This is a genomic window from Streptomyces sp. NPDC050287 (assembly GCF_044459385.1).
Taxonomy (GTDB): Bacteria; Actinomycetota; Actinomycetes; order Streptomycetales; family Streptomycetaceae; genus Streptomyces.
The window spans coordinates 271,311-284,881 of the sequence record NZ_JBITIY010000007.1 but is presented as its reverse complement, the minus strand read 5'-3'; the positions used below and the strand labels follow the sequence as shown (position 1 = coordinate 284,881).

Here is a 13,571-nt window from a genome sequence, read left to right as displayed (position 1 = left end):
GGGGGCCTGACGGGCGTAGGCGTGACGGGCGTGGGCTGACGGGCGTGGAGGAGTTACTGAGGTCCGCGCGGGCGCGGCGGGGCGGTGGTCTCACGCAGGACGAGACGGATGGGCATCTGCACATGCCCCGGCTGCTCGGTCCCCGGCTCGTCGAGTTGCCGCAGCAGCAGCCGGGCGGCCTCGGCGCCCTGCCCGGCGACCGGCTGGGCGACGGTCGTCAACCCGATCACGTCGGCGAGTTCGTGATCGTCGAAGCCGACGACGGACACGTCGTCCGGCACCTTCAGCCGGTGCCGCCGCAGGGCGCGCAGCGCCCCCATGGCCATCTCGTCGGACTGGGCGAACACGGCCGTCGGCGGCCGGGAGGCGGCCAGCAACTCGGTCATGGCCCGCTCGCCGCCCTCGACGGTGTAGTCGCCGTCCGCCTCCAGGGCCGGATCGTGTTCGATCCCGGCATCGGCGAGCACGTCCAGGTAGGCCCGGCGGCGCTGGACGGGCGTGGTCCAGTGCTGCGGCCCGCTGGACCCGCTGATCATGCCGATCCGGCGATGGCCGAGGTTCACCAGATGCCGTACGGCGCTCTGAGTGCCGGCCCGGTCGTCGATGCCGACCACGGTGAAGCCGGGCCGGGCGTCGCCGACCGTACTGGCCAGCGGCACCCCCAGGGAGCGCAGGGCGGCCGACTCCTCCTCGTCGGGAATGAGCAGCGACAGCACCGCGTCCACCCGCTTGCGCGCCGGCATCCTGGTGAAGAAACGCTTGCGGGCCTCCGGCGAGCCCAGGTTGTACAGCAGGACGTCATACCCGGCACCGCTGAACACGTGCTCGGCGGCGTCCAGCACGGTGCCGAAGAACCAGCGGCCCACGTACGGGACGAGGACGCCGATGGTGTGAGTGCGGCCGCTGGCCAGGCTGGAGGCGGAGCGGGAGGCGGTGTAGCCGAGCCGGTCGGCGACGGCCTTGATCTGGTCCCGCACCTCGTCGGAGACGCCCGGCCGGCCGCGCAGGGCGCGGGACACGGTGGACGCGGAGACGCCTGCGGCGCGGGCGACGTCGTTGATGCTGGCCGTCACGGGACGGTTCCTCCCGTCGGTTTCACGTCGGTGTGATCTGTGGGTGACGTGACCGTAAACCCGGACCCCCCGTTGCGCAAGCGTTTGCGTTGAGTTCTACTTGGGTCGATTCTTCAGTGAGGCCTTTGACGCCACTGGTCAGCGCACGCGTTTGAGCGCTACGAGCCGACAGGAACTGTGCATGCGATACGCCCCGCCCGGCCTCTGCGTGAACGACTTCGCCCTGCTGCGCGACGACGACGGCAGCTACGCGGTGCTGCACCTGCAGGGCCCCTGGACGGCCGAGTTCGACCATCTGCGGATGGAGACCTCCTACGGGCGGGCCACCTCCACCGACCTGGTCGGCTGGAAGCCCGCGGGCACCGCCTTCGGCAACGGCCTGCCCGGCCGCTTCGACCAGCAGGCCGTGTGGACCATGCACCCCGTCCGCCACGGCACCGGCATGGCGATGTTCTACACGGGCGTGAGCGGGCTCACCCCCGAGGGCTCGCCGCTGCAGTCGGTCGGCCTGGCGTACTCCGAGCGCACCGACGGCACCGGCTGGCGCCGCCACGGCACCGGGCCCGTCGTCGAGGCCGACGCCCGCTGGTACCGCACCGGCGAACGCATGGGCTGGCGCGACCCGTTCGTCGTCCGCGACGACGAGTCGGACGGCTGGGTCATGGTCGTCTGCGCCGCCGACGCCGCCCTGCCCGTCGAGGTCAGCGGCTGCGTCGCCTGGGCCACCTCCGACGACCTGGAGCACTGGACGGTCCACCCGCCCCTCATCTCACCGGGGAACGTGGACGAGCTGGAGTGCCCGGTCCTGGAACGCCTCGACGACGGCAGCTGGCTGCTGTTGGGTTCGATCGGTGCGACACGCGGCTTCGAGGCATGGACGGCACCGCGGCTGAGGGGGCCGTGGACCCACCGCGGTCCACTGGGCCCCACCGGCGCGTACGCCCCCCGGATCATCGCCGCCCCCGACGGCTCCCGTGTCGTCCTGCACACCACACCCCGCCGTGTCGGCCTCACCGACTCCGGCGAACGCTGCCGCGGCATGCTCGCCCAGCCCAAGTCACTCGTCATCACGGCGGGTTCGGCGCCCCGCCTGCAGTGGTGGCCGGGCCTGGACACCTGGCTGGAGGAGGAGACCCGGCAGCCGGCGCCGCACGCGGTCGGCGATCTCGACGTCGCCGGGCGTGTCGAGATCACCCTGCGGACCGGCGACGACGGCCGCCCCGCCCTGGGCGTCGGATGCGACGGCAAGAACCTCTGGATCACCGGCCCCGCCGGCGCACCTCTGGGCGAGACGCTCCTGGCCGAGCCCGCCACCACCCTGCGCATCCTCACCATCGGTGAGTACGTCGAGGTCTACGCCGACGACGTCTTCGTCCTGACCACCCTGTGCTACTCGGGACACCCCGTCGCCTGGACGGCGGTCGAGGACGGACGTACCCGCACCGTCCCGGTCCGCCCGGTACGCCTGCCCGACCCCGGCCGTGACGACGCCTCAGCCGTCTGGCCCGGACCGGCTTCGAAGTGAAAGGCCCAACCATGGACTCCACTCCCGCCGGACTTCCCTTCCCCGACGGCTTCCTGTGGGGGGCCTCCACCGCCGCCCACCAGATCGAGGGCAACAACCTGGGCAGCGACTGGTGGCATCGGGAACACGAGGAGGACAGCACCCTCCCTGAACCCAGCGGCGACGCCTGCGACAGCTACCACCGCTGGCGCGAGGACATGGACCTGCTCGCCCGACTGGGCTTCACCGACTACCGGTTCAGCATCGAATGGGCCCGCATCGAACCCGCCCCCGGCCACTTCTCCAAGGCGGAGATCGCCCACTACCGCCGCATGGTCGAGGGCGCCCTCGAACGAGGCCTGCGCCCCATGGTCACCCTCCACCACTTCACCGTGCCGCGCTGGTTCGCCGAGCGGGGCGGCTGGACCGCCGAGGACGCGACCGACCTGTTCGAGCGCTACGTACGGGCGACCGCGCCGATCATCGCCACCGGTGTCCGGCACGTGTGCACGATCAACGAGCCCAACATGATCGCCCTCGCGGTCGCCTTCCGGGAACGGGGCACCGAGGTGGCACCCGTCGCCGGCATCCCGCTCCTCGACGAGCCGACCACTCAGGCGCTCATCCGGGCCCACCACCGGGCGCGGGCGGCCGTGAAGTCGATCTCCCCGGACATCCAGGTCGGCTGGTCCGTCGCCAACCAGGTCTACCAGGCCCTCCCCGGCGCCGAAGCCGTCGCCGCCGCCTACAGCCACCCCCGCGAGGACATCTTCATCGAGGCCGCCCGCGACGACGACTGGATCGGCGTCCAGTCCTACACGCGAACCAGGATCAGCGTCGACGGCCCCATCCCCGCCCCGGACGACGCCGAACTCACCCTCACCGGCTGGGAGTACTACCCCGAGGCCGTCGGCCACGCCCTGCGCCACACCGCCGCCCTCATCGGCACCGTCCCGCTGATCGTCACGGAGAACGGCATCGCCACCGCCGACGACCACCGCCGCGTCGACTACTACACCGGCGCCCTCCGCGCCGTGGCCGCAGCCCTGGAAGACGGCCTCGACATCCGCGGCTACCTGGCCTGGAGCGCCCTCGACAACTACGAGTGGGGCTCCTACACGCCCACCTTCGGCCTCATCGCCGTAGACCCCGACACCTTCGAACGCACACCGAAGCCATCCGCGGCCTGGCTCGGCGGCCTCGCCCGAACCCGCCTCCTTCCCCGCGCCACCCCCTGAAACCGCGACAGCCGGTGTCCACCGGCTCCTGGCTCCGTGCCGCCCCCACCACCGGAGCGCAGGGGGAACTCGCCGAGGAACTGTGGGACCGGTCCGCCGTCAGCCGGAATCCCCGGACCGGCCGGAATCCCCGCCGTCCCCCGGCCCGTCGATGGCCTGTTCCGCCCAGATCGTCTTGCCCTTGGCGGTCGGGCGGGTGCCCCAGCGTTCGGTGAGGTGGGCGACCAGGAGCAGGCCGCGGCCGCCCTCGTCGTAGGTGCGGGCGCGGCGCATGTGGGGGGCCGTGTTGCTGGCGTCGGAGACCTCGCAGATGAGGTTCCGGTCGCGGATGAGGCGCAGTTGGATGGGGGGCTCGGCGTGCCGGATGGCGTTGGTGACCAGTTCGCTGACGATCAGTTCGGTGACGAAGGCGATGTCGGTCAGGCCCCAGACGGCGAGCTGGTCGACCGCGTTCTTGCGGGTCTGGGCGACGACGGCGGGGTCCGGGGGAACGGTCCAGGTGGCGACCCGGTCCGCGTCGAGGGCCCGGGTGCAGGCGACGAGCAGTGCCACGTCGTCCACGGGCCGTCCGGGCAGTGTGGCCGCGAGCACCGCGTCGCACAGGTGCTCCAGGGAGGCGGCGGGCCGGGTGAGGGCCTGGCGCAGGCGGGAGACACCGGCGTCGATGTCGGTGCCGGTGTCGCGGGACTCGACCAGGCCGTCGGTGTAGAGGGCGAGCAGACTGCCCTGAGGGAGTTCCGTCTCGACCGACTCGAAGGGCAGCCCACCGAGCCCCAGCGGGGGTCCCGCGGGCAGGTCGAGCAGTTCGACGGTCCCGTCCGGGCTCACCAGCATCGGCAGCGGATGCCCGGCCCGGGCGAGCACGCACCGGCGGGACACGGGGTCGTAGACGGCGTACAGGCAGGTGGCGCCGACGTCTCCCCCGGTCTGCCCGTTCCCGGCGACACTCCGGCCAGGGCCCTCCGCCTCGGCGGCCAGCCGGCCGACCAGGTCGTCGAGGTGGGTGAGCAGTTCGTCGGGCGGCAGATCGATGTCGGCGAGGGTACGGACGGCGGTACGCAGCCGTCCCATGGTCGCGGAGGCGTGGATGCCGTGGCCCACCACATCACCCACGACAAGGGCCACCCTGGCCCCGGACAGCGGGATCACGTCGAACCAGTCGCCGCCCACCCCGGCCCGGGCACCGGCGGGCAGGTAGCGGGTCGCGACCTCCACCGCGTCCTGCTCGGGCAGCCGCTGCGGCAGCAGGCTGCGTTGCAGGGTGACCGCGGTGCCGCGTTCGCGGGTGTAGCGGCGGGCGTTGTCGATGCAGACGGCCGCCCTGGACGCCAGCTCCTCGGCCAGCACCAGATCGTCCTCCTGGAAGGCGTCGGCGTGCCGGTGGCGGATGAAGACGGTGACTCCCAGGGTGGTGCCGCGGGCAGACAGGGGCACGGTCATCAACGAGTGGATACCGAAATCGCGGACCCGAGCGGACCGCAGCGGGTCCTGTGCCACCCACTCGGCCATCACGGGATCGGTCACCTGGTACAGCGCGGCGCGCCCCGCCCGCAGGCTCCGCACATGCGGCGACTCTCCCGGGTACTCGTCCACCTCGCCGGGGACGATGACAGCCTCGGGGATGCCCGGCAGCACGGACTGGTGGGCGACGCGCCGCAGGGCCAGGGGACGGCCCTGCGACCGCGCTCCCGGGTACTGCTCCCCGGCCTCCACCACGGCTTCGGCGCTCTCGTCGTCCAGCGAGGTCAGCAGGTCGACGCTGATGAAGTCGGCGAGTTCCGGGACCGCGACGTCCGCGAGTTCCTGCGCGGTCCGGGTCACGTCGAGGGTGCTGCCGATACGCCGGCCGGACTCGGCGATCAGCTGGAGGCGTTTGCGGGCCCAGTGCTGCTCGGTGATGTCGTGCGCGGACAGACCGACACCCCGGGTGCGGCCGGCCCCGTCCCGCAGCGGGGCCACGAAGACCGACCAGGCGTGCTCACGGGTCTCCCCGGGGGCCCGCACAGAGTTCTCGCGGTACTGCGTCTCACCGCTCTCCAGTGCCCGCAGCATGTCCTGCTCGGCCCGCTCGCCCGCCTCGTTGTCCACGATCTCCGCTACCCGCAGTCCGCGCATGTCCCCCTCGGCGAGGGCCACCGACCGCTCCATGTCGGCGTTGGCCCGCCGCAGCCGGAGGGTGGTGTCGTACAGGGCGAGCGCACAGCACGGCGACTGCGCGAAACCCCACCTCACCAGGTCCTCGTCGAGCGCCTGGATCTCCTGGCCGGCCAGCGGAGCCAGCACCAGCCACGACCCGCCGCCGCCTGCGCAGTCTCCGTCCGGCGCCGGACGGTGGTGTGCCAGCACGCGGGCGTCCACACGGTGGCCGTCCCGGTGCCTGAGAGCGAGCGTTCCGTGCCATCTCGGCAGCCGGGCGAAGGGCGGGAGCTCCGCCGCCGCGGGCTCCTCGGCGAGCAGTACCGCGGCCGGACGGCCCAGGATCCGCGCAGCCGGGTACCCGAGCAGCCGTTGCGCACCGTCACTCCACGCCGTCACCCGGCCGCGCTCGTCGACAGTGGCCCGCGCGGTGAGCGTCTCCCGGACGACGTCCTCGACGGCACTCGCGCGCCGGCCGCCACCGACCCTGCCGCCGCGTCGCTCCATGGTCGCTCATCTCGCTCTCGCCGGGTACTCTCCCGCGTTCACTTCGTACGCCATGACATTCGGCCTATTTTTTTCCAGTATTCCGCAGGAAACGGTGATCCTGTAACGAATACCGAGAAAAGCAGATTTCCGATCGCGCGGAAGGAAGAGGACTGGCCCGCACACCCGGACGGTGACCCGGTAGTGCTCGGTGAGGGTCTCGCCGGGCGACAGGGTGCGCCGGGCGGTCGTGAGGTCGGTGAACAGCGTGCCGGTCCGGGTGCCGGGCCGCACCTCCTCCCGGCAGCCGTCGGCGGTGCGGCGCTCGACCTCGACATCGGGCGGCGCCAGGGCCGGGCCCGCGTCCGGCGACTCCACCAGGAGCCGCGGGGCGACCGCGGGATCCGCCGATGAGTCATTGCGATAGGTCAGCGTGACCTTGTGCTTCCTTCGGATTCACTCAGGGGAGGACTGGGGATTGCCGAGGGACAGCAGGAGCGGGGTCCGGGGCGGATGGAGAGCCCCGGCTGAATTCACCCGGGGCAGGACACTCGCGCGGCCTGGAAGGCCGTCGACGCCGGTCGGATCGGCCGAATGACCGAGGCGGACGGCCCCTGTTGACGTCCCGACGGCCGAACGGCCGAAGCGCACAACAGGCGAACAACGTTCCCGCCACCACCGTTTCAGAATTCCATCGCACTGTTCGTGGAAATTTCGTGGATACCACCCGGTAGATCGCCGTGGGATCGCTTTTCAGCCATACCGGACTGCTAACTTCCGCTGCACCGGCGGGGGGAACCATCGAAGCCGGTACCAGAACTTGACAAGTGAATCTGGACGGAATGCCTTGCGTACTTCTCGTAAAGACCGACCGGGAAGGCACCGCTGGCGGGTGCCGAAAAGCCGACGCGGCCGGGTGGCCGGTGCCGGCGCGATATCCGTGCTGGCGCTGGCCCTCGTCGCCCCGCTGGCGTCGGCGGCCCTGACCGGCCCCTCCGACCCGGCCCCCGCGGCACCGCCGGACCGGGTCACCGACACCTCCCGACTGCCGTCCGGCTGGCGGCAGTCCGACGACCGTGTCGTCACGTACGACGGCGACGGCACCGGACTGCACGTCCTGGTCGCCGACGCCGCGCACGCCTACGCCTGGCACACCGCGGCCACCCTGTCCGAGCCGGGGATCGACACCGACCAGTGGATCGGGCAGAGCTGTGTGACCGCGTCGGGCGACCGCGCCGTCGTGGTCTACGCGCCCCGGCAGGCCGTCAACGACCAACAGGGCTTCCAGCAGGGCGGCTTCGCGGCCGTGGTCGATCTGGTGCACGGCACGGTGACCAAACTGCCCGAACTGGTCTCCCTCGCGTACTTCAACCCCGGCTGCGGCGACGGCGAACAGGCCGTGCTGTCCCGGCCGCAGGGCGACGGCACGCACCTGATGACCGTCGACGCGCGGCAGGGAAAGGTGACCCGGCAGCAGACCGTTCCGGGGCAGCTGACCTCCGCCGTGCCCTTCGGGGCCGGTATCGCGGCGGCCACCGGGCAGTCGGTGGTCTCGGTGGACCGCCAGGGAGACGTCCGCACCCTGGCCCGTACCGCCGAGACGCCGTTCCGGCTGGTGCCGGACGCGCACGGCGGGCTCGCCTACCAGGTGCCGGACGCCGGGAAGAACGTACAGGTCCGCCGGGTCGCGCAGGACGGCTCCGACCGGCTGCTCGGCGCCGGCGCCCTCGGCTCGCTCGCCGTGCGCGGCACCGGCGGCCGGGTCTTCGTCACCGGCAAGGACGCCCAGGAGGACATCCCGGGCTCCGCCCTGCCGAAGAGCTGGAAGCTCCTCGACGTCCCGGCCTCGGCCGAGGTCTCCACCACCGGCGCCCTCGCCCTGACCGGTGTCGGCACCGGCGCCGAGGCGGCCGGCCGCAGGACCGTTGACGTGGCTCCCGCCCCCGGCACCCGGACCGACACCGCACCGCCCGTCGGCATCGCCGCCGTGGCCCCGGGAACCGGTGCGACCTTCGACTTCCGGGTGAAGCCCGAAGCACCCGACGCGGGGAAGGCGGCGCGGGGCGCCGAGCAGTCCCCGGCCCTGGCCGGGGCCACAGCCGTGGGCGCTCATGGCCGGTCGGCCGGTATGAAGCTGGACAGCGTCGGTGACGACCCCGCGCACACCACCACCGACCCCGACCGGGCCTGTGCCATCTCCCGCAACGACCCCGGGCTCCAGGCGCTCCAGCCCTCACCGGCGCAGGTCGAGTGGGCGACCGACCTCGCCGTCCAGGGCGAGCTCAACGTCCGCCGCCGGGCCGGATGGAACGGCACCGACCTCGCGTCGTACACCCCGCAGGGGCTGTTCCCGCCCGTCGCGCTCAAGGGCGGCGGCCGGGTGCCCGCGCAGATCATGCTCGGCGTGCTGTCGCAGGAGAGCAATCTGATCCAGGCCAGTTCCCGGGCGGGGGCCGGCGAGAGCGGCAACTTCATCCAGGGCGGCTACTACGGCAACGCCGGCAGCGTCCACACCGTCAACTGGTCCGCCGTCGACTGCGGTTATGGCATCAGCCAGGTGACCAGCGGAATGGCCCGCTCGGACACCACGTACACCGCCGAGCAGCAGCAGGCGATCACCGTGGACTACGCGGCCAACATCGCGGCCGGCGCGCAGATCCTCCAGGACAAGTGGAACCAGCTGTACGGGCACGGCATCCTGGCCAACGGCGGCGACGCCCGGTACCTGGAGAACTGGTGGTTCGCGCTGTGGGCGTACAACAGCGGCTTCAACGAGCCGGCCGCCTCCGACGCCGCCGCCCCTTGGGGCCTGGGCTGGTTCAACAACCCGGCCAACGGGCTCTACCCGGCGGACCGGAAGATGTTCCTGTCGTCCGGCCCGGACGACGCCCGCAACCCCAACCTGTGGACCTACCCGGAGCGGGTCCTGGGCTGGGCGGCGTACTCCCAGCAGAAGACCGACCCGGCGACCGGCGTGTCCAAGCCGGCCTTCGCGGTGGGCAGTTGGCCCACCGGCAAGGCGTCGGACGCCCAGCCGCCGCACGACGCGTTCTGCTCCCCCGCCGGCAACGAGTGCGACACCTCCAAGCCCCGCAAGGTCGAGGGGTCGAGCCAGCCCGCGGGGCCCTGCCAGCGGGACGACTTCAAGTGCTGGTGGCACCAGCCGTCCAGCTGGACGGACTGCACCGCCACCTGCGGCACCGAGGTGCTGACGTACGGCGTGAACGACCCCGAGCCGTCCGTCACCTCGTCGCGCCCGGCGTCCTGCGCCTCCACCCTGCCCCCGGACGCGCTGATCGTGGACGACGTACCGAACACGGTGAAGTTCCGGGTGGGCGGCGCCCGTCCGTGCGCCGGCAAGAAGAACTGGACCAGCCGGGGCACGCTGTCGTTCACCTTCGGCTCGGCGCAGCAGAACGGCGCCACCGTGTACCCGTCGAAGATCGACTTCCATCAGCTGGGTGCGGGCTTCGGCGGTCACTTCTGGTTCACCCACACCCGGGTGCCGAGCTTCACCGACTCGGTCGTCACCGGCACCTGGACGCCGGACCGGTCGATCAGGGGCTGGGCGCGGGTCATGGTCCATCTGCCCGACCACGAGGCGAACACCGCGCAGGCGACCTACCGCATCGACCTCGGTGACGGCACCGTCCTGGACAAGACGATCTCCCAGGACACCGGCGGCAAGAACACCTGGGTCTCCCTGGGGTCCTACGAGTTCCACGGCACCCCGAGCGTCTCGCTGAGCTCGGACACCGCGGACGGCACCGGCGACGCCTCGATCGCCTGGGACGCCCTGGCCTTCGAGCCCCAGCCCGGCAAGCCCTCGGACGCGGTCACCGCGTCCCCGTCTCCTTCGCCGTCCTCGTCTCCTTCGCCGTCCTCGTCTCCTTCGCCGTCCTCGTCTCCTTCGCCGTCCTCGTCTCCGTCTCCGTCTCCGGCGGGGTGAACGCACGGCGGGATTCCTGACCCCCCGCTCACCCGAGACCGACCGGCCCCACCGCGTGTTCCCCGCGCGGTGGGGCCGTCTCCGTTTCGGACGCCTCCGTTGCGGCCACCCGTCTCCTGACACCGTCCGGGCCCGCACCGGTGCCGGACGGGTGCCGCAGTCCCACGACGATGACCGGTGGACCGCAGACAGGGAGCAGGACATGATCCGTCCAGCCGACATCCGCGAGTGGCGCAACCATGACGTGGTCGACCCCAAGGGCCACAAGATCGGCATGCTGGAGGCGGTCTACGTGGACACGGCGACCGACGAACCCGCCGTGGCCACCGTCCGCACCGGACTGCCCACCCGGCACCGGCTGATCTTCGTCCCGCTCGACGACGCCGTCCTGGGCCCCGGCTATGTGAAGGTCTCCCACGACCGGGCAGAGGTGAAGAATGCCCCTTCCATCGGCACGGACGACGTCCTGCCCGCCGACCAGGAGGAGCCGATCTTCCAGCACTACGGCATGGAGTACCGGCAGGGCGTCGGCGGCGAACGCCGGCTCGCCCGCCGCTGACCCCGAGGCCGCGGCACCCGGAGGTGGTTCGCAATGGTGGTGGCCTTCCTGTTGATCGTTCTGCTCGCGGTCGCCCTCGGCATCATCGGCGTGGCGGTGCACGGTCTGGGCTATCTCCTCGCCGTCGGCATCGTGCTGTTCATCGCCGATGTGGCCTTCATCACGGTACGAGGGGGCCGGCGTCTTCACCGGAGGCCCCTCCGCTGACGCTGACCAGCAAGGCGGCACCCGGCCCGCGGACGCTGCGGTCCGGGCGAGGCAATATCTGTGCCGCCGACATGAGAAATCGACGCGACGCGCGATGAGTATTCCCGGAACGGCCGCCGGATCGGAAATTGCCGAACCGACGCGGCCGATCACCCCGTGCTACTGTCGATCTCAGTTGCAGTTGTGGTGGCCAGAAGGTTTTTTCCGACGGGCTGATCATCGCGGCGACCGGGGTTCGCACACGGCGCACTCCGAAACCGTACCGAAGGAGATTGACATGGCTACCGGAACCGTGAAGTGGTTCAACGCTGAAAAGGGCTTCGGCTTCATCGAGCAGGACGGCGGCGGCGCCGACGTCTTCGCCCACTACTCGAACATCTCCGCCTCTGGCTTCCGCGAGCTGCTGGAAGGCCAGAAGGTGAGCTTCGACATCGCTCAGGGCCAGAAGGGCCCGACGGCCGAGAACATTGTTCCCGCCTGATCCGGCCACTGACGCCTGATTCGCAGCTGGGGCCCGCACCTTGGGGTGCGGGCCCCAGCTCGCTGCATTCCAGAAAAACCCGGAGAAACTCCGCGGATCCACGCGATTCTCCGAGCATATCCGGGGGATTCTTTACCCGATATTCACCGCTCTCGGCGTTTGAAACGCCAGGGTCACGGCTCGTTCTTGCGATTCTCTGCGCCGCTCATTCACCGCGGGAATTCCTTGATACGTGCCATATCAAGGAAGGTTCCGCATGAACCGCGCACGAACGAACGACCGATACGCCCGTAAGCGCACCGGGTCCCAGGGCTCCGGTTCCGGCTCCGGCTTCGGAAAGGGCGGCGGCTACTCCGGCGCCCCGCGCCGCTCCCGAGGCCAGGGCAGTGGCCGGCCGGTCGCCCTCCAGGGGGAGTTCGCCCCGCCGAAGACCATCACGCCCGCCCTGCCCGCCGTCGAGTCGTTCGCCGAACTCGACATGCCGGAGCGGCTGCTGGGCGCCCTCGGCCACGAGGGCGTGACCGTGCCGTTCCCGATCCAGGCGGCGACCCTGCCGAACTCCCTGGCCGGACGGGACGTACTCGGCCGCGGCCGCACCGGCTCCGGCAAGACCCTCGCCTTCGGCCTCGCGATGCTGGCCCGCACGGTGGGCCGGCGCGCGGAGCCGCGCCAGCCGCTGGCTCTCGTCCTCGTCCCCACCCGTGAGTTGGCCCAGCAGGTCACCGACGCGCTGACCCCGTACGCCCGTTCCGTGGGTCTGCGCATGGCCACCGTCGTCGGCGGTATGTCGATCGGCCGGCAGGCCGGGGCGCTGCGGGCCGGCGCGGAGGTCGTCGTGGCGACGCCGGGACGACTCAAGGACCTCATCGACCGCGGCGACTGCCGCCTGGACGACGTCACCATCACCGTCCTCGACGAGGCCGACCAGATGGCCGACATGGGCTTCATGCCCCAGGTGACCGCCCTGCTCGACCAGGTGCGCACGGGGGGCCAGCGGATGCTCTTCTCGGCCACCCTGGACCGCAACGTGGACCTGCTGGTCCGCCGCTACCTGACCGACCCCGTGGTGCACTCCGTCGACCCGTCCGCGGGCGCGGTCACCACGATGGACCACCACGTGCTCCACGTGCACGGCACCGACAAGCAGCGCACCACCACCGAGATCGCCGCCCGCGACGGCCGGGTGATCATGTTCCTGGACACCAAGCACGCGGTGGACAAGCTGACCAAGCACCTGCTGAACAACGGCGTCCGCGCGGCCGGCCTGCACGGCGGCAAGTCCCAGCCGCAGCGCACCCGCACCCTGGCCCAGTTCAAGGACGGCCATGTGACCGTGCTGGTGGCCACCAACGTCGCGGCCCGCGGCATCCACGTCGACAACCTCGACCTGGTCGTCAACGTGGACCCGCCGACCGACCCCAAGGACTATCTGCACCGCGGCGGCCGTACGGCCCGGGCCGGCGAGTCCGGCACCGTGGTCACCCTGGTGACGCCCGAGCAGCGCCGCGACATGAGCCGGCTGATGGCCTCCGCCGGTGTCACCGCGGTGACCACTCCGGTCCGTTCGGGCGAGGCGGAATTGACCCGCATCACGGGCGCCCAGGCACCGTCCGGTGTCCCGGTCGTCATCTCGGCACCGGTGGTCGCGAACGAACGCTCCCGCCGCGGCACGCGCTCCTCGTCGTCCCGGGGACGCCGTCGTTCGCAGGACGGCGGCACGGGCGAGGCCGGGCGTCGTTCCGGGTCCACCGGGGAGGCCGGGCGTCGCAGCGGCGGTGCCGGTGAGGGCGGGCGCCGGAGTGGCTCCACGAGTGAGACCGCTCGGCGCGGCGCCGCCGCGACCGAGGCCGGGCGCCGGAGCGCGGCACGACGCAGGTCCAGCTTCGACTCGGCCGCCTGAGCGGGCAGTACCCCTGTCCCCTCGGCGTCCCGTCCGCC

At 71.7% G+C, this 13,571-nt stretch carries 10 protein-coding genes; 7 read left to right on the top strand and 3 right to left on the bottom strand.

What is annotated here, in order from left to right:
- Positions 1 to 53: 53 nt before the first annotated feature.
- Positions 54 to 1,073 carry a LacI family DNA-binding transcriptional regulator gene (locus ACIBK3_RS26480; protein WP_399369399.1) on the bottom strand — a complete coding sequence of 340 codons (1,020 nt, stop codon included), beginning with the start codon at positions 1,071 to 1,073 and terminating at the stop codon, positions 54 to 56.
- A 181-nt stretch (positions 1,074 to 1,254) separates the two neighbouring features.
- Here ACIBK3_RS26480 and ACIBK3_RS26475 point away from each other — a divergent pair, with 181 nt between their 5' ends.
- Positions 1,255 to 2,598 carry a mucin-1 gene (locus tag ACIBK3_RS26475; protein WP_399369397.1) on the top strand — a complete coding sequence of 448 codons (1,344 nt, stop codon included), beginning with the start codon at positions 1,255 to 1,257 and terminating at the stop codon, positions 2,596 to 2,598.
- 11 nt (positions 2,599 to 2,609) lie between these two features.
- Positions 2,610 to 3,815 carry a glycoside hydrolase family 1 protein gene (locus ACIBK3_RS26470; RefSeq protein WP_399369395.1) on the top strand — a complete coding sequence of 402 codons (1,206 nt, stop codon included), beginning with the start codon at positions 2,610 to 2,612 and terminating at the stop codon, positions 3,813 to 3,815.
- Positions 3,816 to 3,914: 99 nt separating this feature from the next.
- Here the strand turns inward: ACIBK3_RS26470 and ACIBK3_RS26465 are convergent, their stop codons facing one another.
- Together ACIBK3_RS26465 and ACIBK3_RS26460 are read right to left on the bottom strand one after the other, a co-directional pair.
- Positions 3,915 to 6,458: a SpoIIE family protein phosphatase gene (locus ACIBK3_RS26465; RefSeq protein WP_399369393.1), complete on the bottom strand. Its 2,544-nt coding sequence runs from the start codon at positions 6,456 to 6,458 to the stop codon at positions 3,915 to 3,917.
- A 6-nt stretch (positions 6,459 to 6,464) separates the two neighbouring features.
- Positions 6,465 to 6,815 (bottom strand): hypothetical protein, encoded by a 351-nt coding sequence (locus ACIBK3_RS26460; protein ID WP_399369391.1) that lies wholly within the window; start codon positions 6,813 to 6,815, stop codon positions 6,465 to 6,467.
- 514 nt (positions 6,816 to 7,329) lie between these two features.
- Here ACIBK3_RS26460 and ACIBK3_RS26455 point away from each other — a divergent pair.
- The 5 genes from ACIBK3_RS26455 (at position 7,330) to ACIBK3_RS26435 (ending at position 13,533) form a co-directional block, all read left to right on the top strand.
- Positions 7,330 to 10,386 (top strand): transglycosylase SLT domain-containing protein, encoded by a 3,057-nt coding sequence (locus tag ACIBK3_RS26455; RefSeq protein WP_399369389.1) that lies wholly within the window; start codon positions 7,330 to 7,332, stop codon positions 10,384 to 10,386.
- 202 nt (positions 10,387 to 10,588) lie between these two features.
- The gene (locus ACIBK3_RS26450) at positions 10,589 to 10,945 is read left to right on the top strand and encodes a PRC-barrel domain-containing protein (RefSeq protein WP_399369387.1); all 357 of its coding nucleotides are present in this window, start codon (positions 10,589 to 10,591) and stop codon (positions 10,943 to 10,945) included.
- Between the two features lie 33 nt (positions 10,946 to 10,978).
- A complete protein-coding gene (locus ACIBK3_RS26445; protein ID WP_399369385.1) occupies positions 10,979 to 11,152 on the top strand; it encodes a hypothetical protein in 174 nt (57 codons plus the stop codon).
- A gap of 277 nt (positions 11,153 to 11,429) precedes the next feature.
- On the top strand, positions 11,430 to 11,633 hold the full coding sequence (locus tag ACIBK3_RS26440; RefSeq protein ID WP_030680625.1) for a cold-shock protein: 204 nt from the start codon (positions 11,430 to 11,432) through the stop codon (positions 11,631 to 11,633).
- Positions 11,634 to 11,889: 256 nt separating this feature from the next.
- Positions 11,890 to 13,533, top strand: a complete 1,644-nt coding sequence (locus tag ACIBK3_RS26435; RefSeq protein ID WP_399369383.1) for a DEAD/DEAH box helicase — start codon at positions 11,890 to 11,892, stop codon at positions 13,531 to 13,533.
- Positions 13,534 to 13,571 lie beyond the last annotated feature (38 nt).